The 22,113-nt window shown below is 72.5% G+C and carries 20 protein-coding genes; 15 read left to right on the forward strand and 5 right to left on the reverse strand.

What is annotated here, in order from left to right; genetic code table 11:
- The 9 genes from ABZO31_RS26620 (at position 1) to ABZO31_RS26660 (ending at position 12,122) form a co-directional block, all read left to right on the forward strand.
- A complete protein-coding gene (locus ABZO31_RS26620; protein ID WP_406863821.1) occupies positions 1 to 3,237 on the forward strand; it encodes an amino acid adenylation domain-containing protein in 3,237 nt (1,078 codons plus the stop codon).
- On the forward strand, positions 3,234 to 4,289 hold the full coding sequence (locus ABZO31_RS26625; protein ID WP_406863822.1) for a GNAT family N-acetyltransferase: 1,056 nt from the start codon (positions 3,234 to 3,236) through the stop codon (positions 4,287 to 4,289). The genes ABZO31_RS26620 and ABZO31_RS26625 overlap by 4 nt, the downstream gene beginning before the upstream one ends.
- Positions 4,286 to 5,554, forward strand: a complete 1,269-nt coding sequence (locus ABZO31_RS26630; protein WP_406863823.1) for an MFS transporter — start codon at positions 4,286 to 4,288, stop codon at positions 5,552 to 5,554. Before ABZO31_RS26625 ends, ABZO31_RS26630 begins: the two co-directional genes overlap by 4 nt.
- Before the next feature lie 112 nt (positions 5,555 to 5,666).
- Positions 5,667 to 7,418 (forward strand): hypothetical protein, encoded by a 1,752-nt coding sequence (locus ABZO31_RS26635; RefSeq protein WP_406863824.1) that lies wholly within the window; start codon positions 5,667 to 5,669, stop codon positions 7,416 to 7,418.
- Positions 7,419 to 7,530: 112 nt separating this feature from the next.
- A complete protein-coding gene (locus ABZO31_RS26640) occupies positions 7,531 to 8,706 on the forward strand; it encodes an ATP-grasp domain-containing protein (RefSeq protein ID WP_406863825.1) in 1,176 nt (391 codons plus the stop codon).
- 6 nt (positions 8,707 to 8,712) lie between these two features.
- Positions 8,713 to 9,528 carry a gamma-glutamyl-gamma-aminobutyrate hydrolase family protein gene (locus tag ABZO31_RS26645; RefSeq protein WP_406863826.1) on the forward strand — a complete coding sequence of 272 codons (816 nt, stop codon included), beginning with the start codon at positions 8,713 to 8,715 and terminating at the stop codon, positions 9,526 to 9,528.
- A complete protein-coding gene (locus ABZO31_RS26650; RefSeq protein ID WP_406863827.1) occupies positions 9,522 to 10,367 on the forward strand; it encodes a hypothetical protein in 846 nt (281 codons plus the stop codon). The genes ABZO31_RS26645 and ABZO31_RS26650 overlap by 7 nt, the downstream gene beginning before the upstream one ends.
- Position 10,368: 1 nt before the next feature.
- Entirely contained in the window at positions 10,369 to 11,415 is a 1,047-nt protein-coding gene (locus ABZO31_RS26655) for a hypothetical protein (protein ID WP_406863828.1), read from the forward strand.
- Positions 11,415 to 12,122: a hypothetical protein gene (locus ABZO31_RS26660; protein WP_406863829.1), complete on the forward strand. Its 708-nt coding sequence runs from the start codon at positions 11,415 to 11,417 to the stop codon at positions 12,120 to 12,122. The genes ABZO31_RS26655 and ABZO31_RS26660 overlap by 1 nt, the downstream gene beginning before the upstream one ends.
- A gap of 135 nt (positions 12,123 to 12,257) precedes the next feature.
- Here the strand turns inward: ABZO31_RS26660 and trxB are convergent, their stop codons facing one another.
- Both trxB and ABZO31_RS26670 read right to left on the reverse strand, forming a co-directional pair.
- Positions 12,258 to 13,229 (reverse strand): thioredoxin-disulfide reductase, encoded by a 972-nt coding sequence (gene trxB, locus ABZO31_RS26665; protein WP_406865477.1) that lies wholly within the window; start codon positions 13,227 to 13,229, stop codon positions 12,258 to 12,260.
- Positions 13,230 to 13,243: 14 nt separating this feature from the next.
- Positions 13,244 to 13,657 (reverse strand): arsenate reductase ArsC, encoded by a 414-nt coding sequence (locus ABZO31_RS26670; RefSeq protein ID WP_406863830.1) that lies wholly within the window; start codon positions 13,655 to 13,657, stop codon positions 13,244 to 13,246.
- A gap of 325 nt (positions 13,658 to 13,982) precedes the next feature.
- On the opposite strand from ABZO31_RS26670, the gene ABZO31_RS26675 reads away from it, so the two are divergent.
- Genes ABZO31_RS26675 through ABZO31_RS26685 form a run of 3 tightly spaced genes read left to right on the forward strand, consistent with a single transcriptional unit; the run spans position 13,983 to position 16,177 of the window.
- Positions 13,983 to 14,291 carry an ArsR/SmtB family transcription factor gene (locus ABZO31_RS26675; protein ID WP_406863831.1) on the forward strand — a complete coding sequence of 103 codons (309 nt, stop codon included), beginning with the start codon at positions 13,983 to 13,985 and terminating at the stop codon, positions 14,289 to 14,291.
- Between the two features lie 33 nt (positions 14,292 to 14,324).
- Positions 14,325 to 15,095 carry an aquaporin gene (locus tag ABZO31_RS26680; RefSeq protein WP_406863832.1) on the forward strand — a complete coding sequence of 257 codons (771 nt, stop codon included), beginning with the start codon at positions 14,325 to 14,327 and terminating at the stop codon, positions 15,093 to 15,095.
- A complete protein-coding gene (locus ABZO31_RS26685; RefSeq protein WP_406863833.1) occupies positions 15,092 to 16,177 on the forward strand; it encodes an ArsO family NAD(P)H-dependent flavin-containing monooxygenase in 1,086 nt (361 codons plus the stop codon). Before ABZO31_RS26680 ends, ABZO31_RS26685 begins: the two co-directional genes overlap by 4 nt.
- Before the next feature lie 51 nt (positions 16,178 to 16,228).
- Here the strand turns inward: ABZO31_RS26685 and ABZO31_RS26690 are convergent, their stop codons facing one another.
- Positions 16,229 to 16,594: an ArsR/SmtB family transcription factor gene (locus tag ABZO31_RS26690; RefSeq protein ID WP_406863834.1), complete on the reverse strand. Its 366-nt coding sequence runs from the start codon at positions 16,592 to 16,594 to the stop codon at positions 16,229 to 16,231.
- Between the two features lie 150 nt (positions 16,595 to 16,744).
- Between ABZO31_RS26690 and ABZO31_RS26695 the strand changes: the two genes are divergently transcribed.
- Complete coding sequence (locus tag ABZO31_RS26695) at positions 16,745 to 18,109, forward strand: FAD-dependent oxidoreductase (RefSeq protein ID WP_406863835.1); 1,365 nt, start codon at positions 16,745 to 16,747, stop codon at positions 18,107 to 18,109.
- 37 nt (positions 18,110 to 18,146) lie between these two features.
- Positions 18,147 to 18,617, forward strand: coding sequence for an ArsI/CadI family heavy metal resistance metalloenzyme (locus ABZO31_RS26700; RefSeq protein WP_406863836.1), 471 nt, complete (start codon positions 18,147 to 18,149; stop codon positions 18,615 to 18,617).
- 158 nt (positions 18,618 to 18,775) lie between these two features.
- Here ABZO31_RS26700 and ABZO31_RS26705 read toward each other — a convergent pair whose 3' ends face one another.
- Positions 18,776 to 19,909, reverse strand: a complete 1,134-nt coding sequence (locus tag ABZO31_RS26705; RefSeq protein WP_406863837.1) for a magnesium and cobalt transport protein CorA — start codon at positions 19,907 to 19,909, stop codon at positions 18,776 to 18,778.
- 157 nt (positions 19,910 to 20,066) lie between these two features.
- Between ABZO31_RS26705 and ABZO31_RS26710 the strand changes: the two genes are divergently transcribed.
- Positions 20,067 to 21,167, forward strand: coding sequence for a winged helix DNA-binding domain-containing protein (locus ABZO31_RS26710; RefSeq protein ID WP_406863838.1), 1,101 nt, complete (start codon positions 20,067 to 20,069; stop codon positions 21,165 to 21,167).
- Here ABZO31_RS26710 and ABZO31_RS26715 read toward each other — a convergent pair.
- On the reverse strand, positions 21,160 to 21,996 hold the full coding sequence (locus ABZO31_RS26715) for a helix-turn-helix transcriptional regulator (protein WP_406863839.1): 837 nt from the start codon (positions 21,994 to 21,996) through the stop codon (positions 21,160 to 21,162). The two genes, ABZO31_RS26710 and ABZO31_RS26715, sit on opposite strands and share 8 nt — an antisense overlap.
- Positions 21,997 to 22,113: the final 117 nt, after the last annotated feature.

Below are 22,113 nucleotides of genomic sequence, written 5' to 3' on the forward strand. Positions count from 1 at the left end.
ATGACGGCGACAGCATCCGTGCGCACGGGGGCGCCCCGGCGGCTCACGGCGGACACGGTCGTGGAACTGGTGGTGCGGCAGGCCGGGCGACACCCCGGGGCCGTGGCCGTACGGCACGGCGACCACACGCTGACGTACGGTCAACTTCACGACCTGGCCGCCGAGATGGCTGCGGATCTGGTCCACGACCACGGGGTGGCCGCCGGTCTGCGGGTGGGGCTCGCCACCCGGCGCGGCATTCCGCAGATGGTGTCCGTCCTGGCGATCCTCATGGCGGGCGGCTGTTACGTGCCGCTGGACCCCTCGCTGCCCGAGGAACGGCTGCGCGGCATGATCGAGGACGCCGGTCTGAAGCTGATGGTGAGCGACGACGCGTACACCGGGCCCCGGCCGTCGGGTGCCGTGGTCGCGGCACCCGAGGCGTCCGCGGCGCCGAAGTCGACCGCGGCGCCGGAAGCCGCCGGCCGTCCCGTCCGGCGCGCTGTGCGGTCCGGTGACGTCCGGCCGAGCGCGCACGCCGAGGCGTACGTGCTGTTCACCTCGGGCTCCACCGGCCGGCCCAAGGGTGTCGTCATGCCCCACCGCCCGCTGGTCAACCTGATCGAATGGCAGCGGGACTCCTCGACCGCGGGGGTCGGGACCCGCACCCTGCAGTTCGCGCCGATCGGCTTCGACGTCTCCTTCCAGGAGATCTTCTCCACCTGGTGCAGCGGCGGGGAACTGGTGCTCATCGGGGAACGGGACCGCCGCGACCCGGCCCGGGTGCTCGAACTCGCCCACCACCACGGAGTGCAGCGGATCTTCGTGCCGTTCGCCGTCCTCCAGTCCATGGCCGACTGGGCGTTCGACGGCGGTCAGGCACTGCCCCGCCTGACGGAGATCATCACCGCCGGCGAGCAGCCGATCGTCACCCCCGCCCTGGAGCGCTTCGTCGAACTCACCGGACGCCCCACTCTGGCCAACCAGTACGGGCCGACCGAGACCCACGCGGCGACGCAGAGCGTGCTGCGCGGCGCGCCGGGGGACTGGCCGCGGGTTCCCCCGCTCGGGGAGGTGCTGGACAACTGCGAGATCCGTCTCCTCGACGACGCGCTGGCCCCCGTGCCCGAGGGCACGGAGGGCGAGATCTGCATCTCGGGGATCTCCCTCGCCGACGGCTACACCGTCGACGACGACCGTACCCGGGGCCGGTTCGTCCGGTCACCCCACCACGACGGCGCCCAACGGCTCTACCGGACGGGCGACTTCGGGATCGTCGAGAACGGTGTCCTGCTCTATCGCGGCCGCCGCGACGACCAGGTGAAGATCAGCGGACACCGGATCGAGATGGGCGAGGTCGAGGCCGCCGTCTCGGCCCACCCCGGCGTCGGACAGGTCGCGGTGGTCCCCGTCGGTGACGGACCCACCACCCGGCACCTGGCGGCCTTCGTCGTCCCACGCCCCCGGGCGACACCCGACGAGGACGGTCTGCGGGCCTTCACGGCCCGGCTGCTGCCCGCCCACGCCGTGCCACGGCGCTTCCTGCTGACCGACGTCCTGCCCCGGACCGCCACCAACAAGGTGGACCGGCGGGCCCTCGCCGCGACCGCCGCCCCGGCCTCGCCGGACACGGACACGGCCGACACCCCCCAGGGCACCAGGGAGACGGTACGCGCGGTGTGGCAGCGGGTCCTGGGCACGGCCGTGCCGGACGGCGCCCAGTTCTTCGGTGTCGGCGGGGACTCGCTCACGGCCGTACGCCTCGTCGTCGAGCTCAACAAGTGCTTCGACCGCAGGATCTCCGTCGGCGATCTGCTGCTCTCGCCCGACTTCGAGGAGTGCGTGGCCTTCTTCGAGTCGGCGACGACGAACGACGCGTTCCGGCCCGCCGCGCCCACGGGCGACACGCCGCGCGGGGACTGGCTGCCGGTCGCCCTCACCCAGGCGCATCGCATGAACCGGGAGGCATGGCGCTCCCGCCACGGACTGCCCAGCATCAGCAACGTACCCATGGCCCACCACCTGTACGGGCCACTGGACACCGCGGCCCTGGAATCGGCGCTGCGGCGGTTCGTCACCCGCCACCCGGTGCTCGGACTGGAGGTCGACGACACCCCGGGCGCACACCGGCAGCGCCTCACCGACTGGACGCCCACGCTGCGCACGGTGACACTCCACCCGGAGCTGTCGGGCGACGCGGCCCGGGAGCGGGCGCTGGCCCTCGTCCAGCAGGACGCCGAGCAGCCCTTCGTCCGGCACGGCGCGGGGTACGACGGACTGCTGCGCGCGACGCTGATCCAGGTCGCGGAGCATGAGCACTACCTGTTCCTCTGCGCCGACCACATCGTGTTCGACGGCTGGTCGGCCGGGGTGCTGAACGAGGACCTGTCGGCCTTCTACCGCGCGGCACTGCGGGGCGAGACACCCACCGCGCCCGAACCGGACCTCACCTTCCTGGACTGGGCCAGGGCCGAGCACGCCTGGACGGGCGAGGAGCTCGCCCGTACCGTCCGCGAGGACTTCGGCCGGCGGCCCGGGGCGCCCGAGGACCCGGCCGCCGCCCTGCTCTTCCCCGCGATCGAGCCCGGCCCGCCCGAGCACTACGCGCGGGAACAGCTGATCCGCAGGCGGCTCGACCCGGCGCGGACCTCGGCCGTGCACGAACTCGCCCGTACCACCAGGCACCCGATGGGCTCGGTGCTCACGGCGCTGTACGCGACCGCGTTCGCCCGCTGGTCGGGACGCGACGAGATCGCCCTGGTCTCGACCTTCGCCAACCGCACCATTCCCTCCGCCGACCGCTCCGTGGGCTTCTTCGCCAACAACGTCCCGGTGTTCCTCGGCCGCGCCGCCGGTTCTTCGCTGCACGCGGTGATCGACCGCGCCGCCCGCGAGGTGGGCCGCGCGGCACAACGGGAAGCCGTTCCGTTCCCGTTCTGGCTCGACACGATGCTGCCCGGGCACGAGGACCTCGCGGGCAGCGCGCGCTACGCGTTCCTGAACGTCCGCAGCCAGGACCGGTCGGGCCTCGACCGCCTTGAGCTCGACGGCACCACCTCGCGGCCGGTACGCGTCGACATCGCCCTCACGCCGTCCTTCGCGCTCGGCCTGAGGGCCGGCGACAACGGGGATCACATCGCGCTCGAACTCGCCTTCCTGCCCGGCCTCGTCGCCCCGGAGCGCGCCGAGGCGCTCATGGCGGAACTCGACCACGTCATGTCCTGCCTCGGGCACATCCAGGGAGAGGAGGACCGGTGATACTCACCGAGATCGAGGACCTCGACGCCGACAGGGAATGGCAGCGCCTGTGGCAGGCGGACGACCACCAGCACGCCAACTACACGGTCACCTCGCTCGCCGCCGGCGCCGCCCACTACACCCGGCTCTACTACCTGCCCGACGAACACGACGTGAGCCAGTACCGGCCGAGCGCCGAGGAGTTCATCCCGCACCACCTGCTGGCGACCGGCCCCGAGGGGCCGGTGGCCGGACTCGCGCTCACCGTCGAGGTGCTCCCCGGACGCCGCAGGCTGTCCGCCTTCGGCCGGCCGCTGATGCTGGTCGAGGACCGCACGGCACCCGCCCGGCTGCGCCGACAGGCCGCCGCCGCCATCCACACCCGGCTCCAGGAGCTCACCGAGCGGCACGGCGCCGAGCGCTACCACGCCAGGGACTACCTGGTCGGCGGGGAGATCTCGCCGCTCACCGAGGTGATGCTGCGACACGGAGGAGTCAGCCACCACCACTTCACCCAGACCGTCGACCTGCGCCCGCCCGCCGAGGAGCGCTTCGCCGAACTGCGGAAGAACTTCCGCAAGATCCTGCGCAGACCGCGCGACGGCTTCGACCTCGACGTGGTGACCGGACGCGATGTGACCTCCGCCCACCTGGACACGTTCGTCCGCCTGCACCTCGACTTCTACGGCAAGACCTTGCGGACGCGGGCGTCGTGGGACGCGATCCTGGCCTCGGTCCGGGCCGACGAGGGTTTCATGGTGGTCGGACGGCAGGACGGCAGGACCGTCTCGATGGCCTACTTCGCGGTGTCCGAGCGCTACTGCCTGTACGCCTCGGGCGTCAACGACACCGCCGACTACGGCAGCGGGCTGAGCCACCGGGTGCTGTGGCGGGCCATGGAGCACGCTCGCGCGCTGGGCTGTGTCCGTTTCGAGCTGGGTGAGCAGCTCTACCTCGGCATGTATCCGGACCTGCCGGAGAAGTTCCGGGCGATCGGCCACTTCAAGGCCGGTTTCAGCAACACGACGGCCGTTCGGCTCGACGTGTTCTCCGCGGGGGTGGAGGCGAGGTGACGGCCAGCACCCGCCGCTCCGAGTTCGCCCTGCACTCCGTCACCCTCGTCAACGCCGTCGGCAACGGTCTGTTCACCGTCGCCGGCACGCTGTTCTTCGTCCAGGCCCTGGACATGACGCCGGTCCGGATGGGGCTCGGCCTGACTCTCGCCGCCGCCCTGGGGCTCGCCGCCAGTGTGCCGGTGACCCGCGCCCTCGACGGCCGTCCGCTGCGCGCCGCGTACATGACGCTGCTCGTGGTCCAGGCCGTGGCCATGGCGCTGCTGCCACTGTCCCGTTCGTTCGGCGTCCTGGTCGCCGTCCTGGCTTTGGGGGCCGTCGGCCAGAAGAGCGCGAGGGCGGTGAACAACGCGCTCATCGGCCAGGTGGCGGGGGAGCGACGTGCCGAAGTGCGCGCCACCTCACGGTCCGTGAACAACCTGGGGACCGCGGGCGGAGCGCTGCTGTCCACGACAGCCGTGGTGAACGGAACCGACCAGGCGTACGAACTCCTCGTCTACGCCGATGCCGTGACCTTCCTGCTGGCTGCGGCGCTCGTGCCCGCGGTGCGCGCCGGGGGCCGGCTCGCCACGGCCGGGCGGGGTACCCGCAGCCCCGCGTCCACCCCCTCCTCCACCTCCTCGTCCACCTCCTCCTCCGGCTCCGCGCTGCGCGACCGCCGCTATCTGTCGGTCACGCTGGCCGACGGCGTGATGTGCCTGGAGTACTTCGTCATCACCCTGGTGCTGCCGCTCTGGGTCGTCGAGCACACCTCGGCGCCACGGGCGGTGGTACCCGCCCTCTTCGCGCTGAACATGCTGCTGGTGGCGGTCTTCCAGATCAGGATCAGCCGAAGGGCCCGCACGGTGCTCTCGGCAGCCCGCTCGGTCCGCCTCTCCGGCGGGATCTTCCTCATCAGCCTGACCCTGCTGGTGCTCGCCGGATCGGCGCCCGCCGTGCCCGCGGTCGTGCTCCTGGTGACCGGCATCGGACTGCACACCGTCGGCGAGATGTGCCACGCGGCGGGGGCGTCGGAGCTCAGTTACGGACTGGCGCCGGAAGACCGGATGACCGAGTACCAGGGGGTGTTCGGGCTCGGCATGGGCGTGGCCGAGATCATCGCCCCGTACGCCCTCGTCGTGGCCTGCCTGGACGGCGGCCGGCTCGGCTGGGCAGGTCTCGCCCTGCTCCTCTTCGGCACCGGCGCGACCCTGCCGCTCCTCGTCGCCCGGCCGCGCGTGACCGAACCCGCCCCACTGGTCGACCACGCCCTGCAGGGCCGCTGAGGGTCACTCACCCCCAGGCAGGCACCGGTCCTGGCCCCCGTCTGCCCGCGTCCAAGCGATTCATCCCACTTTCCACTGTTTTCTTCACCGTTCCAGAGCGAGGTGTCTTACGTTGGGTCTCCTTCGTACAGAAGGGTTTGCGAAACTCCTCGAGCGCATCGCCGAGGAGGCCGACACGCTGGACTCGGCGTACGCCGCAGCCCTGCACACGGCGACGCTCGGCGGCCGTCTCCAGACAGAGGTGGGCCTCGGCGCGCTGAGCCGGACCGAGTCCCTCGTGCTCGCCGAAGCGCGGGAGCACCGCGCCCGGCGCCACCTCACCCTGATGCCGGGCACCGTGGGCGAACGCATGGCCCTGACCGGCACCGGACGGCTGCGCATCCTCACCGACGGCGAGCCGGCACCCGTGGGCGCCCTGGAGATCGGCCGGATCGACTGGGGCGGCCGCCGCCCCGCGGACCTCGACCGACGTCTGGACCTCCTGCGCCGGGAGGAAGAGGCCGAGTTGGCCACGGTGCACGACTGGCTGCGCGCCCGCCCGGGCACCGTGGCGGACACCCTGGTCGGGGATCTGCGCACCACGCTCGACCACGTGGGGCCCATGCGCGTCTACATCGGCCCCCACTGCTACACCAACCTGGGCCGGGAACACGGCAATCTGATCGGCAAGTCGGTCTCGGCCGACTCCGACAAGTGCCGGCTCAACGGCATCAGCGGAGTGGCGGTCGAGCACTGGACGTCCCACGACGCCGCCTTCGTCGTCTGCATGTCCGCCCTCATCGCCTCCGGAACACCCTCCAGAACCGAGGAGTTCAGCGGGACCCAGTTGACGGCCGAGCGGCTGGAGACCTTCATACGCGCCAAGATCGCCTCGTACGACGGCGAGGTCGACCCGTCGGTCGGGGAACTGCCCCTGGTGGACCGCCTCTTCGTCCTTGCGGCACAGGCGAAGGAGCTGCGCCCCCGAAAGCTCGAGCGAGGCCCGCAGATCTACCGCACGGTCCAGGCCATGACGATCAACAAGCAGGAGCGGTTCCTCGACCGCCCGGTGACCGCCGCCGACCTGCCGGCCGCCTTCGCCGCGCGGGTGGCGGAACTCCTGCCGCTCGCGGACCTCTCCCGACCGGACGGACTCGTCGACGCCTGGTCGGAGTCGATGCCCGCGCTGCACTCTCCCGCCTCGGGCGGCTTCACCACCGGTCTCGAGGAAGTGATCCACGATCTCGTGCAGGCCGGCACGGAGGCGACGGGGTCCCACGTCGGGATGTCCCGCGGCCCCCGCGACATCACCGCGCTGGCCCGGCTCGTCGCGCTGCGCAGCACCGAACCCGGCCACTGGAAGACCAGCGACTACTACTGCTGCGTGGTGCCCGGCCAGGACTTCACCCGCCGCTTCGACCAGGCCCCGCAGGAACTGCCGCAGGTGATCAGGGCCATCGCCGCCCGGATGCGCTGGAACGGATGGCACTTCATGCCGCACGCCAGCGGCGTGAGCGACGACCCGAGTTTCGAGGGCCGCGACTGGTTCTACGCTCCGACCATGCCCGACATGACGGAGTGGACGTCCCACCACCACCAGGGCCATGTCGCGAACGGGGTACGGCACGCCATCCGCGTCCCGCTCGGCCTGACCCTGGCGGGTGCCCATCGGCCCGGGCTGCACGACTTCCGGCTGATGCGCACGGACGGCGAGGTGTACGGGATCCCGGAGCTGCGCGCCGCCATCGCCATCGGGCAGGTCCTGCAGAGCCTGTACCAGGCGCACGCGCGCCGCTCGGAGCGGGCCCGGTCCGGTCCCGTCGTCTCGGACTTCGGCAACACCTGGTACCAGCAGCGGTACGCGCCGGCGGCGGCCGCGCTGTGAGGCCCGTTCGTGAAGCTCGCCCGTGAATCCCGCCCGGTGAATCCCGCCGCGTGAACCCTGCCCTGTGCCACCCGCTCCCTCCGTCCCGACCGACTCACCTAAGGAACCCCACATGACCGTCTCCCGTTCGGTGCTCTACCTCGGCCTGCGCCGGCCCGATCCCGAGTGGCGGGCCGAGATCGACGCCGCGGCCGAACTGGGCCACGCCGTCTACGTCCACTCGGACACCGGCCTCGGCCACACCGGGCTGCCCGACGACCGCATCGCCGCGTTCTCCCGCTCCGAGCCGGCCGAGGCCGTGGCGGCCCGGGCCCTGGAGCAGGCGCGGGACGCCGGGCACACGCCCGCCGCGGTCCTGTGCTGGGGTGACAGGTACGTGGACATCGCCGCCAAGGTGGCGGCGGGGCTCGGACTGCGCGGGCCCGGCGACACGGCCGCCGCCGTCTGCCTGGACAAGACCGCGCAGCGCCGGGCGCTCGAACCGCACGGTCTCAACCCCCGGTGGCGCGGCGGGAGCACGCCCGAGGAGCTGAAGGCGGCGATCGGGGAGCTCGGACTCCCCTTGATCTTCAAGCTCGCCCACTCCTCGGGCGGCCGCGGCTCCACCGTGATCGAGGCGGACACGGATCCCGACGACCTCATGAAGCTGACGTCCCTCAACTACGAGGACTCCGACGCCTTCCTCGTCGAGGAGTTCGTCGACGGCAGCGAGCACTCGGTCTCCGGCCTCGTCCACGACGGCGACGTGGTGATCCTCGCCGTGTCCGACAAGACCCTGGAGGAGGCGGAGCTGCGCACCACCACGACGGTCGTCCCCTCCGCGCTCTCCCCGGAGCGGCTCGCGAAGGTGCACGAGGCGACCGAGCGGGCGATCCGGGCGGTCGGCATGGAGACCGGCGGCTTCCATGTGGACCTGCGGTACTCGACGGCGGGCCCCGTCGTGCTCGAGGTCGGGGCCCGTCTCGGCGGCGACCTGATCAACTCCCATCTCGTGCCCCTCGCCACCGGCGGCGCGGCCCAGCCGTACCGCGCGCTCGTCGAGACACTCGCGGACGGCGCACTGCCGCGGCCCGCCCCCTTCGTGACCACCGCGGCCATGCGCCTCCTGCCCGTGCCGGGCGACAGCGACCTCCCGGCGCTGCTTGCCCGCCTCGAAGAGCACCCTGCCGTACGGATGGCCGTCGAGTGGCCCTCGCCGGAGAACGAGGTGGCGGTCGTCGTGACCGCGCCGGACCCGCGCGCCATTCCCGCGATCCTCGACGAACTCGGCCGGCTGGTCGGACGGTAGAACCACGTGGCATCCCATCTGACGCACCGTCACGACTCGTCCCGACCGGACGGCCCGGACGCCGACCTGCCCGTCGTGGGCGTGCTCGCCTGCCGCAAACGGCGTGCCAACGGCACCAGTTACTCCAGGGTCAACGACGTCCTGGCCGACAGCCTGCTGCGATACGCCCGCGTTCTGCCGCTCATCGTGCCACCCGCCGAAGCCGCCGCCGGGACCCTGGGCGACCTCGACGGGCTCGTCCTGCCGGGCAGCGGGTCGTTCGTGCACCCCCGCTTCTGGGGCGAGCCCGACGAGGAGGTCGAGGGGCGGGAGTACGACCCCGACCGGGACGCCGCCGCCCTGGCCCTGCTGCACCGCGCCCGCGAGCTGCCGGACCTGCCGGTCCTCGGGAGCTGCCGGGGCATGCAGGAGATCGCCGTCGCGGCCGGCGCGCACCTGAGAGACGCCGAGGGCCCCGAGGCGGCGGTGCACCGCTTCACCCCCGGGGCGCCGGGCGGCGACCGGTGGGCGGACGCCCACCCTGTGCACATCCGCCCGGGCGGACTGCTCGACGGCATCCCCGGATCCCTCGCCGGGACCACCGCGCCCGTCAACTCGCAGCACTCCCAGATCGTTTCGGCCCTCCCGGCCCACGTACGCATCGAGGCCCGGGCCCCCGACGGGGTGCCGGAGGCCGTCAGCCTCGACTGGCCCGAACGGTACGTCCTCGGCATCCAGTGGCACTTCGAGCAGCACACCGAGGACAGTGCGCTGAACCGGGCCGTCCTCGCATCATTCGGGCGGCGCTGCCGCCTGCGCAGAGAGAAGAGAAAGACGTGCTGAACCTCTCCCGTGAGACACCGAACCTCTCTCCGTCGTTCCTCGACACCGTGGCGCGGACGGCACTCGCGGCCGTCGGACACCCCGAGGACGGCGTGCTGTTCGTCGCCGGCTCGGTCGTCGACGGACTGGCCAACCGCAACTCCGACCTGGACGTCTACTTCCTGGGCGGCGACGCGGCCCCGGTCGTCGGATCCGACACCACGGTCCGCAAGGGCGAGAAGAGCGGCACCGTCGCCGTGCTCGACGGTCGGGAGATCAGCCTCTCCGTCCTGGAACCCTCCGGGATCGAGGAACTGGCACGCTCCTTCCGGGAATGCCTGACCGCGCTCTCGGCCGACAGCGGAATCGTCCAGCTGGAGAGCCAGAACGATCTGAAGGTGCTGCACCGCCTGCGCACCGGCGTCCCGCTGCGCGGCGGCGAACGGCTGGAGCAGCTGCGCCGGTCGACGGGCACCGACCGGCTGGCCGAGTACCACGTCAACGTCCAGGCCGTCGCCGCCGTCAACCGGCTCACCGATGTCGAGGGCGAGCTGGCCGAGGGCAACGACGCCTCGGCGTCCTGGATGTTCCGGGAGGCCGTCGCCCACGTCGCACGCCTGGTGCTCGCCCTCGACGGGGAGACCAACCCGGCGCCCAAGTGGCTCGTCCGGCTGCTGGAGCGGGGCGGTCCGGAACCCCGGCTCAGGTCCCGCCTCGCGCAACTGCTCACCGAGCACGAGGAGGACCTGCCCGCGGCACTGGCCGAGATCAGGGAGCGGTTGCGCACCGTGGTCGACCACGCCCCCGGCGCCGTAGTCGGCCCGTACCTGCGGCGCGTCGTCGACCGGAAACTGGGCTGACATGAGCACTCTCCTCAGCCTCCCCATGCTCTCCCTGCACGAGATACCGGACCATCTGGTGCCGGGCGAGCCCCGGCTCGGCGCGGCGGCCGTACCCGTGCCGCCGGCCCGGATCGCGGCCCTGCACAGCACCGGTTCGGTGCTGCTCGGCCGTCGGCCGGAGGACCGTCACCTCATCGAGTTCCGCGCATCGGTCCTCGCCGAGACCCGGTCGCTGCTCCAGGTGCCGGACGGCCACGCGCTCGCCGTCGTGGCCGCGACCCCGGCGGAGCTGTGCCAGGCCACCGCCGCCCAGCCGTGGGCCGCCGGCCTCGACGTGGCCGGCTCCGGACCGGTCGCCGAGGCCTGGCGGACCGCCGCCGCGGGCCCCCGGCGGGCCGACGCGCCGCCGCCGCTCGCCGTGGTGGCCCGCGAGGAGCCGCGATGGCGGGAGCGGCTCGACGCCGCCCCCGAGGGAACCTGGCTCGCCGCGGAGCTGTCCGGCACGGCCGATGTGCTCACCGGGGCCGGGCCGGACAGGGCCGACGTCGCGTTCCTCTGCCCCAGCGGACTGCTCGGGGTGGGAGTCGGCCTCACCGTGGCCGTCCTGTCACCCCGGGCCTCGGCGGTCTCACCCGGACTGACCCGCGTCCTCGACTCGGCCGGGAGGGCGGTCGGTGCCGGCGACCTGATCATGTTCGCGCACGCCGTACGCGCCCTGGCGGAGAGTGACACCGCGCGGGCGGCTGCCGAGCGTGCGGCCCGCCGCGCCCTGGTCGTCGACTGGGCGGCCACCCGTGACTGGATCGTTCCTCCCGTGCCCGGAGGCGGCGGTGAGCTGACGATCCGGCTGGCCACCTCCCTGGCGCCCCGCGTGGTTGCCGCGACGGGCCGGTTCCTCGAGACGAACCATCTCGCCTACGGGCTCACCGATCCCGCCGATCCGCGGGCGTTCGGCATCGGCCTGTACGACGCGCTGCACACGACCGACCTCGAGCGCCTGCTCGGCCTGCTCGACTTCGTCGTCGAGCGCCTCGCGCAGACCACGGACCATGGGGAGGAGGGGTGATGACCCCCCGTTCCGACGCTGTCGTCATCCTCAAGCCCGATGTTCTCGTCGGCCCGCACGCCGAGTGCCCCCGACCGGTTGCCAGGGACGCCGTGCGGGGGCTCGTCGACATCTACACCGGACGGCCGCCGGGACCGTACGAGGTGGAGACGTCCGGCGCAGCGGTCCGCTGGGCCCGGCGGAACGTGGACCGGAAGACCGCGGCGCGCAGTTGGTACGACAAGGAGCTGAACGACCCGCGCGAACACCTGGATCGCCTGGGCGACTTCCTCGGTTCGCCGTCCCTGGCGGGCGAGTCCGGTGTGCCGACGGCTGACCTGGTACTCGGTATGACGGACGCTCTCGGCTTCCAGGTCGGCGAACGCCGCCGCCGCCGCTTCACCCACCGGGACGTCCTCGGCCTCTACGCGCACAACACCCACTACACGAGACTCGCCGGCGACCTGACCGCGTACCTGTCCGGCAAGGAGGGCGAGATCCTCCTCCTCGAAGGCGACCAGAGCCTGAGCAGTCTTCACATCCTCAAGGAGGTGGTACGTCGCGTCGTCCGCTACCCGACGACGCACTACGACGCCCTGGAGAACCTGCTGCACGTCTCCGACCCGGGAGCGACGGACTGGGTGTACTTCGAAGGGGTCATGGCCGAGGACGGCGAACAGCTCGCGCGGCTGCGCAGCCGACTGCGCGTCCGTCGTACGGCGTCCTAGAACACCACCCGCACGATCAGTCCGCCGCCCTCCGTGCCGGCCGTCGCCGTCGCCTTGGCCCTGTGGGCCCGGGCGACGGCGACGACGCTCGACAGACCGGGTCCCGCGCCCTCCCGGGCGCAGGGGCGCCGTCGGTCAGGCTGTGACCGCGGCCGGGGTCTTGTCGGAGAGGGCGGCGAGGTAGCGCTCGGCGTCGAGCGCGGACTGACAGCCGGAACCGGCGGCGGTGATGGCCTGGCGGTAGGTGTGGTCGACGACGTCGCCGGCGGCGAAGACGCCGGGGAGGTTCGTGCGGGTGGAGGGGGACTCCACCGTGATGTAACCCTCGTCGTCGAGGTCGACCTGGCCGGTGAAGAGCTCGGTGCGCGGGTCGTGGCCGATGGCGATGAACAGGCCCGTGGCGTCGAGGTCGCGGGTCTTGCCGGTGAAGGTGTCGCGCAGGACGACGCCGGCGAGCATGCCGTTCTCGGACTTGATCTCCGCGATCTCGCTGTCGAAGGCGAAGGAGATCTTGTCGTCGGCGAACGCGCGGTTCTGCATGGCCTTGGAGGCGCGCAGGGTGGAGCGGCGGTGGACGACGGTGACCGAGCGGGCGAAGCGGGTGAGGAAGGTGGCCTCCTCCATGGCGGTGTCGCCGCCGCCGACCACGACGATGTCGCGGTCGCGGAAGAAGAAGCCGTCGCAGGTCGCGCACCAGGAGACGCCGCGGCCGGAGAGCTCGTCCTCGTTCGGGAGGCCGAGCTTGCGGTAGCCGGAGCCGGTGGCGATGACCACCGTCTTCGCGCGGTGGACGGTGCCGGCGGAGTCGGTGAGGAGCTTGATGTCGCCGGTGAGGTCGACTTCGACGATATCGTCGTCGATCATCTCGGCGCCGAAACGTTCGGCCTGGGCCCGCATGTTGTCCATGAGGTCGGGGCCGTCGACGCCGGTGGGGAATCCGGGGAAGTTCTCGACCTCGGTGGTCGTGGTGAGCGAGCCGCCGACGAAGATCGAGCTGCCGAAGAGCAGGGGCTTGAGCTGGGCGCGGGCGGTGTAGAGGGCGGCGGTGTATCCGGCGGGGCCGGAGCCGATGATGACGACGTCGCGTATGCCGTCGGTCCGGTCGATGTCGCTCACGCCGGTCACGCCTTCTTGGCGTCGATGTCGGCGATCAGGCCCTCGATGAGGGTCTTGATCTCGTCGCGGATGGGGCGGACGGCCTCGACGCCCTGGCCCGCGGGGTCTTCCAGCTGCCAGTCGAGGTAGGTCTTGCCGGGGAAGTACGGGCAGGCGTCGCCGCAGCCCATGGTGATGATGTAGTCCGACGCCTGGGCGGCCTCGGTGGTGAGGACCTTGGGCTTCTGCTCGGAGATGTCGATGCCCAGCTCGGCCATGGCGGCCACGGCGGAGGGGTTGATCCGGTCGCCCGGGAGAGAGCCCGCGGAGCGGACCTCGACGCGGTCGCCGGCCAGGTGGCGCAGGAACCCGGCGGCCATCTGGGAGCGGCCGGCGTTGTGGACGCAGACGAAGAGCACGGAGGCGAGCGGAGCGGTCATCGGTTCTTCCTTGGGGGCAGGGACGGTGCGGGGGACGGAACGGTTCAGGAGCGGGACGGAAGGGTGTCCAGCAGGGCGGTGATCCGGGCGTCGAGGGCGTCGCGGATCTCACGCACGACGGCGATCGGGGCCGTCGGGGTCGGGGACCGGCCAGTCCAGGTAGCGGTGGCCGGGGAAGACGGGGCAGGCGTCGCCGCAGCCCATCGTGATCACGATGTCGGCGGCCTGGACGGGTGCGAGGACGCGGTCATGGCGAGAACCCCCTGGGTCCAAAGAGGTCAGCCCAGACTGGTATCAGCTCCGGGTGATGTGACAGTATCAGCCCATGATGACGTCAGTCGATACTGATCTGATTCGGGTGCTGGGTGACCCCCTGCGCCTCCAGATCGTGAGCCTGCTCGCCCGCGAGACGCTGTGCACCACCCACCTCGTGGAGGAGACCGGTGCCAAGCAGACCAACCTCTCCAACCACCTGAGAGTGCTGCGCGAGGCCGGGGTCGTCGAGACGGAGCCGTGCGGCAGGTTCACCTACTACCGGCTCAAGCCGGACGTCATCGAGGCCCTGGCCGGTCAGTTCGCCGACCTGGCCGCAGCCGCCCGCGCCAACGCCGACGCCAAGAGAGCCTGCCCGTAGCCTCTCGCCTCACCTGCCGAGGAGTACCTGCCCGTGACCGCCACCGAGCCCGCTGCGAGCGACGTCGTAGCCATCGCCCCGTCGCCGCGGCCCGCACCCGGCGCCACCCCGCCCCGTACCCCGCTCGCCGCCCGCGCGGCCGCCGAGCTGGTCGGCACCGCCGCCCTGGTGGCGATCGTCGTCGGGTCCGGCATCCAGGCCACGGACCTCACCGACGACGTGGCACTGCAGCTGCTCGCCAACTCCACCGCCACGGTCTTCGGCCTCGGCGTGCTCATCGCCCTCCTCGGCCCGGTCTCCGGCGCCCACTTCAACCCGGCCGTCAGCCTCGCCGAGTGGTGGACCGCCCGCCGCGGCGGCGCGGGTGTGACGGGCCGCGAACTCGCCGTCTACGTCCCGTCCCAGATCGTCGGCGGGATCCTCGGCGCGATCCTGGCGGACGCGATGTTCGGCGAGCCGCTGGTGAAGTGGTCCACGCACGACCGCTCGGCAGGGAACCTCCTGCTCGGCGAGGTCGTGGCGACCGCCGGCCTGATCCTGCTGATCTTCGGCCTGGCCCGCACCGACCGGCTCCGCTTCGCGCCCGTCGCGGTCGCCTCGTACATCGGCGCCGCCTACTGGTTCACCTCGTCCACGTCCTTCGCGAACCCGGCGGTGACGATCGGCCGCGCCTTCACCGACACCTTCGCGGGCATCGCCCCCGCCTCCGTGCCCGCATTCATCGGCACGCAGATCATCGGAGCGGCTGTCGGCCTGGCGCTGGTCGCGGTCATCTTCATGCGCGGGAAGACGGACGCCGAGTGACCCAGGCCGTGGACGTCGTGGTGATCGGCGGCGGCCAGGCCGGGCTCGCCGCCGGCTACCACCTGCGCCGCCTCGGTCTGGACTTCGTCATCCTCGACGCCCAGCCGAGCCCCGGCGGGGCCTGGCAGCACACCTGGGACTCGCTCCACCTGTTCTCCCCGGCTGCGTTCTCATCACTCCCGGGTCGGCTGATGCCGCCGCAGCCGGGCGAGACGTACCCGGATGCGGCCCACGTCGTCGACTACCTCACCGACTACGAGCAGCGGTACGAGCTTCCCGTCCACCGCCCCGTCCGCGTGGCCGGCGTGCACCGCGACGGCGCACTCCTGCGGGTCGAGACCGACTCCGGTACGTGGCGGGGACGGGCGGCCATCAGCGCCACCGGCACCTGGTCACGCCCCTTCGTCCCCGCCGTCCCCGGGCGTACGGCCTTCCAGGGAACCCAGCTCCACACGGTCGAGTACGCCGGCCCGCGCGACTTCGCCGGACCGGGGGTCCCCCCAGGGCGAAGCCCTCGGGGGAGGGTGATCGTGGTCGGCGGGGGCAACTCCGGCGCGCAGATCGCCGCCGACCTCGCGTACGACACCGACCTGACCTGGGTCACCCTGCGCGAGCCGCGCTACCTCGCCGACGACATCGACGGCCGCGCCCTCTTCGACCACGCAACCGCCCGCCGCCGAGCCCTCGACGAAGGCCGCACCGACACCGGCGGCGTCGCCTCCCGCGGCGACATCGTCGCCGTCCCGCCCGTACGCGAAGCCCGCGATGCCGGCCTGCTCAAGGCCCAGCCGATGTTCACCCGCCTCACTCGGACCGGGGTGGAGTGGGCCGACGGCACGGCCACCGGGGCCGACGCGATCATCTGGTGCACCGGCTTCCGCCCGGCCCTCTCCCACCTCGCCCCACTCGGCCTGCGCGGCCCTGGCCGTCACATCCCCACGGCCGGCACCCGGGCGATCGGCGAGCCCCGCCTCCACCTGCTCGGCTACGGCGACTGGACCGGCCCCGCCTCCGCCACTCTCATCGGCGTCGGCCGGCCGGCCCGAGAAGCCGCCCGGGCGATCGCCGAGTCGCTGCGCTGAGTACTGCCCGGTCCCGGAAAGTGCCGGCGGGCATGCGGCCACGCTGCCGTCTCATGAGGCGGCGGCCTTGGTGAGGAGCGCGCCCATGGCGGCGAGGACGGCGGGCTCGACGCGGTAGTAGACCCAGGTGCCGCGCCGCTCGGAGGAGAGCAGCCCTGCCTCCTTCAGCTTCTTCAGGTGGTGGGAGACGGTCGGCTGGGAGACGCCGACGTCGGAGATGTCGCAGACGCACGCCTCGCCGCCCTCGTGCGAGGCGACCGCCGAGAACAGGCGCAGCCGGACCGGATCGCCGAGGGCCTTGAACATCTTGGCGGTCCGCTCGGCCTCCTCGGCGTTCAACGGGCGCTCGGTGAGCGGCGGGCAGCAGGGGGCGGCCTCGGCGGGCTCAAGGAGCGGCAGCGCGGTGACATTCGACATGCATCTATGTTGACACATGTCGAAGCAGCCGCCCAAGGGGTGCTCGACGCGCGATTCATTTCGATGAATGTCTATGTTGACGGGTGTCGATCCAGGTGCCATGCTTGCAGCGCAAGAGATCGACAGATGTCGAAACAAAGGGGAATCGTCGTGAACACCACCGCCACCGACCAGCTGCCCGTCGTGGTCATCGGGGCCGGGCCCGCGGGCCTGGCCGCCGCCGCCCACCTCGTCGAGCGCGGCCTCGAACCGCTGGTCCTGGAGGCCGGACCGGCGGCTGGTGCGGCGGTACGCGAGTGGGCCCACGTCCGTCTCTTCTCCACGTGGGGTGAGGTCACGGACCCGGCCGCCGAGAAGCTCCTGGCCGCCACCGGCTGGGTGAAGCCCGACGCGAAGACCTACCCGTCCGGCGGCGACTGGGCGGAGAAGTACCTTCAGCCGCTCGCCGACGTCCTCGGCGACCGCGTCCGCACCGGCGCAACGGTCACCGGCGTCTCGCGCGCCGGCCGCGACCGGATCGTGGACGCCGACCGCGAGGCCCAGCCGTTCGTCGTCCACGTCGCCTACGCCGACGGCCGTGAGGAGCGGCTGTTCGCCCGCTCGGTGGTCGACGCCTCCGGCACGTGGTCCACCCCGAGCCCGGCAGGAGCGTCCGGCCTCGCCGCCCTCGGGGAGAAGGCCGCCGCCGACCGCGTCACCTACCGCGTGCCCGACCTCAAGGACCCGTCCGTCCGCGCCCGGTACGCGGGCAGGCGCACGGCTGTCATCGGCTCCGGCGCGTCCGCCTTCACCGCGCTCGCCGCGCTGGCGGACCTCGCCCGGGAGCAGGAGGGGACGAGGGCCGTGTGGATCCTGCGCCGGGGCATCTCCGGCTCCACCTTCGGCGGCGGTACGGCCGACCAGCTTCCCGCCCGCGGCGCACTGGGTCTCGCCGCGAAGGCGGCGGTGGACGAGGGTCACGCGGACGCTGTCACCGGCTTCCGTACGGAGGCGATCGAGCGCGACGGCGACCGCCTGGTCCTCGTGGCCGAGGACGGCCGCCGGCTCGACCCGGTCGACGAGGTCATCGTCCTCACGGGCTTCCGCCCCGACCTCTCCTTCCTCTCCGAGCTCCGTCTCGGTCTCGACGAGCGCCTCCAGGCCCCGGTCGAGCTCGCCCCGCTGATCGACCCCAACCAGCACTCCTGCGGCACGGTCTACCCCCACGGCGTGAACGAGCTGTCCCACCCCGAACAGGGCGTCTACCTCGTCGGTATGAAGTCCTACGGCCGCGCCCCGACCTTCCTCGCCCTCACCGGCTACGAGCAGGTCCGCTCCGTCGTCGCCGCCATCGCGGGCGACCGGGAGTCGGCCGAGCGCGTCGAGCTCGTCCTCCCGGAGACCGGAGTGTGCGGCGGCGCCGGCCTCTTCGACCAGCCGCAGACCGACGAGGCGGCCGAGGGCGGTTGCTGCGCCCCCGCCCCCGCGCTCATCCAGCTCGGCGTCGGGTCCCCGGCCACCTCCGGCGGCTGCTGACCTGCCCCCACCACACACTCACAGCAGGAGGTTCGTCATGACTCGTGTACAGCTCGCCCTGCGCGTCCCCGATCTCTCGGCATCCGTCGCCTTCTACACCAAGCTCTTCGGCGCCGAGCCGGCCAAGCTCCGCGACGGCTACGCCAACTTCGCCATCGCCGAACCGCCGCTCAAGCTCGTCCTCATCGAAGGCGCCGACGGCGAGGACACCCGCCTGGACCACCTCGGCGTCGAGGTCGACAGCTCCGAAGCCGTCCACGCAGCCACCGCCAGGCTGGCCCAGGAAGGTCTCGTCACCACGGAGGAGACCGACACCACCTGCTGCTACGCCCTCCAGGACAAGGTGTGGGTCCACGGCCCAGGCCGTGAGCCGTGGGAGGTGTACGTCGTCAAGGCCGATGCCGACACCCTGGCCAAGCAGCAGGCCGGCACGTGCTGTTCCAGCCCGGCCACCGCCGGCGCCCAGGCGGGTGGAACGACCACGGTCACCGCCGGTGGCTGCTGCTGATCGATGACCCCACTTCACCCCCGTGAGGCCGCGACCGGAACCGGGGACCGGTCGCGGCCCCGCGCCGTCCTACTCGGTGAGACGTGCAGGGGACGGTGAACGGGCCGGCGGGCGGGCTTGATGGCGCAGGTGTGTGCTGTGTGTGAGGCGGTCGCCTCCTAGAGCCAGTCCCGGCGCTTGAAGATGGCGTACAGACTGACGCATACCGCCCCCATCAGGCCGATCGCGAAGGGGTATCCGAGGCCCCAGTGGAGCTCCGGCATCGAGTCGAAGTTCATGCCGTAGACGGTTCCCACGAGCGTGGGAGCAAAGAGAATCGCCGCCCAGGCGGAGATCTTCTTGATCTCCTCGTTCTGTTCGAAGCCGGCTTCGGCCAGGGCGCGCATTTCGGCGTTCTGTTGCTGGCTGACCAGGGTGGAGTTGACCGTGAGGATCTCGCTGAGGGCCTGGCGGAAGCCGTCGACGCGTTCGCTGGTGTGGGTGACGTGGTCGGCCACGTCGCGCAGGTAGCGCTGGAGTTCCTCGTCCGTGCCGTACTTCGCGAAGCCGGCCATCAGGCCGTGCAGCATGCCCACCAGGGGGCGGGTGGCGCGCTGGAACTCGACCATCTCGCGGGAGAGTTCGTAGATGCGGCGGGAGACCGCCGGGTCGCCGCCGAAGACCTCGGTCTCGATCTCGTCGATGTCGTTCTGGACGCCGGCGACCACGGGGGCGTACCCGTCCACCACCGCGTCCAGGATCGCGTACAGGACCGCCTCCGGGCCCAGCGCCAGCAGCTCCGGGTTCTCCTCCATGCGGCGGCGGACCGCCGAGAGGTCCGGGGCCGCCCCGTGGCGGACCGTGATGACGAAGTCGGGGCCGACGAAGACGTGCAGCTCGGCGAAGTCGACCTCCTCCTGGGCGTCCAGATAGCGGGCCGCGCGCAGGACGACGAACAGCGTGTCGCCGTAGCGCTCCAGCTTCGGGCGCTGGTGGGCCTCCATCGCGTCCTCGACCGCCAGCTCGTGCAGGTCGAACTCGGCCGCCAGGGAGTGCAGTTCCTCCTCCGTGGGGTGCTGCAGGCCGATCCACGCCATGCCCTCCGGCTGCTCCCGCAGCTGCCGGAACGTCTCCGCGAGCGTGGTCGGGGAGGATACTCGCCGGCCGTCGCGGTACAGCGACGCCTGCACCACGCTCCGCTGCGGGCCCTCCTGCGCCTGTTCCTCCGCGTCCGAGGAGTGCTCGGGCTCCGTCTGGCGGCGCCAGGAGTGCTTCAGGGGGGACAGCGAGGCCCGGGGGCGGCGCTCCGACATCGTGGGATTCACCTCCGCGGGTACGGTGATCGGCGTCTCGGAGCAGGATAACCGGGGGCTTTTTCCGCGGCGTCGGCCACGCTCCGCACTGTGGTGCGGGCAAGACTTCTCGGTTCGCGGACCGGATCTGTCCGCTACTGCCCGTAGCTTCGTCTCCATGGCCGCCCACGCTCAGCCCGTCCTCAGCCGTCGCGCCCTCAACCGGGCCACCCTCGACCGGCAGTTCCTGCTCCGGAGGCAGTCCCTCCCCGCCGTCGACGCCGTGCGGCACCTCGTCGGTCTCCAGGCGCAGAACACCAAGCCGCCGTACTACGCGCTCGCCGCCCGCATCGAAGGGTTCCGGCCCGAGGAGCTGTCCTCGCTCATGGAGTCCCGGGCCGTCGCGCGGCTCGTCACCATGCGGTCGACCATCCACACCCACACCGCCGACGACTGCCTCGCCCTGCGGCCCCTCATGCAGGCCGGCGGGCCCGAACGGGAGCTGAAGGGCTTCCGGAAGGGGCTCGTCGGGGTCGACCTCGACCGGCTCACCGCGCTCAGCCGGGAGTCCGTCGAGGAGGCGCCCCGGTCCGTCAAGGAGCTCCGGACGCTGCTGCTCGCCGAGTGGCCCGACGCCGACCCGCTCGCGCTCACCGTCGCCGCCCGCATCCTGCTGCCGCTGGTCCAGGTCACCCCGCGCGGGCTCTGGGGGCGCAGCGGCCAGGTCGAGCTGACCACCGCCGAGCAGTGGTTCGGGCGGCCCGTGGCCGACCCGCCGCCCGCGCCCGACGAGACCGTACGGCGCTACCTCGCCGCCTTCGGGCCCGCCTCCGTCAAGGACTTCCAGACCTGGTCGGGACTGACCCGGACGCGCCCGGTCTTCGAGCGGCTCCGGCCCGAGCTGCTGGCCTTCCGGGACGAGGACGGCACCGAGCTCTTCGACCTGCCCGACGCGCCGCGGCCCGACCCGGACGCCCCCGCCCCGCCGCGCTTCCTGCCCGAGTTCGACAACCTGCTGCTCTCGCACGCCGACCGCAGCCGCGTCGTCCCGCCCGAGTACCGCAGCCGCACCTGGACGGGGAACCAGGCGCACCGCACCTTCCTCGTCGACGGGTTCCTCGCCGGCATCTGGCGGATGGAGGACGACGGCGGTCGTACCGAGATCGTCGTCGAGCCGTTCCGGCCGCTCTCCGCCGCCGGGCGGGACGCCCTCGAGGCCGAGGCCGCCCACACCCTCGGCGTCCTCGTCCCCGACCCCCACGTGCGGTTCGCTACCTGAGGACCCCCGCCGCCCGCGCCGTCACCACCGCCTCCAGCCGGGTGTGCGCGCCCAGCTTGCGCATCGCCGAGCGCAGGTACGCCTTCACCGTCTCCGGGCGCAGGCCCAGCCGCTCCGCCGCCACCGCGTTCGTCGCGCCCGTGGCCACCGCCGCCAGCACGTCCCGCTCCCGCGGGGCCAGCGCCACGGCCGGCCGCGGGTCCGGCGGCGGGGCCGCCGAGGCAAGCCGGCCGCACACCGCCAGGAGCCGTTCCCGCAGCTCCGGGTCGTCGACCTGCGGAGCCAGGTCCCGCAGCTCCCCCTGGGCCCGCCGCACCTCGTCCCACGACGGGGCGCCCGCCTCCCGGGCAGGCGCCGCGTCCCGCACCGCGAGGGCCTGCTCCACGTCCCGCGCCGCCGCCACCGCCGCGTCGAAGACGCGCTCGCCGATCGGCAGGGCGTCGCGCAGCGCCCCGTACAGCACGCCCCGCACCTTGCGCCGGACGACCACCGGCACCGCGATCACCGAGCGCAGGCCCTCCGCCGAGACCGGTCCGTCGTACTCGTGCGTGATGTGCCGCGCGGACGGATAGTCCGTCACCGCGCACGGCCGCGAGAGCGCCAGGCACTTCCCGCCGAGCCCGCTGCCCGTCGAGATCGCCAGGCCGTCCAGGGCCGCCGTCGCCGCGCCGCTCAGCTCGGCGATCCGCAGCCGCCGGCCGTCGGCGTGCAGCAGACCGCCGAAGGCGACGGGGAGCCCGGTCGTGCGGCGCAGCCGCAGCAGCGCGCCGCGCAGTTCCGCCGCACCTTCGCGCGCGTCCCACCCGAGCCGTCCGTCCCGTCCGATCACGCCGATTCCTCCACACGACACACCGACGAAGCACCCTGACCACCCCCGAACGGGGGTAGTGAGACCTGGGTCACTGATTACACGATGTTCCGGATCGGCCCCGCAACGGTCCGGAAC

It is taken from the genome of Streptomyces solicamelliae (genome assembly GCF_045348655.1).
Classification (GTDB): domain Bacteria; phylum Actinomycetota; class Actinomycetes; order Streptomycetales; family Streptomycetaceae; genus Streptomyces; species Streptomyces solicamelliae.

Excerpts from the sequence above, each read along its gene's own strand:
- ABZO31_RS26620 (WP_406863821.1), top strand. The coding sequence starts at position 1 with ATGACGGCGACAGCATCCGTGCGCACGGGGGCGCCCCGGCGGCTCACG.
- ABZO31_RS26640 (WP_406863825.1), top strand. The coding sequence starts at position 7,531 with ATGACCGTCTCCCGTTCGGTGCTCTACCTCGGCCTGCGCCGGCCCGAT.
- ABZO31_RS26655 (WP_406863828.1), top strand. The coding sequence starts at position 10,369 with ATGAGCACTCTCCTCAGCCTCCCCATGCTCTCCCTGCACGAGATACCG.
- ABZO31_RS26660 (WP_406863829.1), top strand. The coding sequence starts at position 11,415 with ATGACCCCCCGTTCCGACGCTGTCGTCATCCTCAAGCCCGATGTTCTC.
- ABZO31_RS26670 (WP_406863830.1), bottom strand. The coding sequence starts at position 13,657 with ATGACCGCTCCGCTCGCCTCCGTGCTCTTCGTCTGCGTCCACAACGCC.
- ABZO31_RS26675 (WP_406863831.1), top strand. The coding sequence starts at position 13,983 with ATGATGACGTCAGTCGATACTGATCTGATTCGGGTGCTGGGTGACCCC.
- ABZO31_RS26690 (WP_406863834.1), bottom strand. The coding sequence starts at position 16,594 with ATGTCGAATGTCACCGCGCTGCCGCTCCTTGAGCCCGCCGAGGCCGCC.
- ABZO31_RS26700 (WP_406863836.1), top strand. The coding sequence starts at position 18,147 with ATGACTCGTGTACAGCTCGCCCTGCGCGTCCCCGATCTCTCGGCATCC.
- ABZO31_RS26705 (WP_406863837.1), bottom strand. The coding sequence starts at position 19,909 with ATGTCGGAGCGCCGCCCCCGGGCCTCGCTGTCCCCCCTGAAGCACTCC.
- ABZO31_RS26710 (WP_406863838.1), top strand. The coding sequence starts at position 20,067 with ATGGCCGCCCACGCTCAGCCCGTCCTCAGCCGTCGCGCCCTCAACCGG.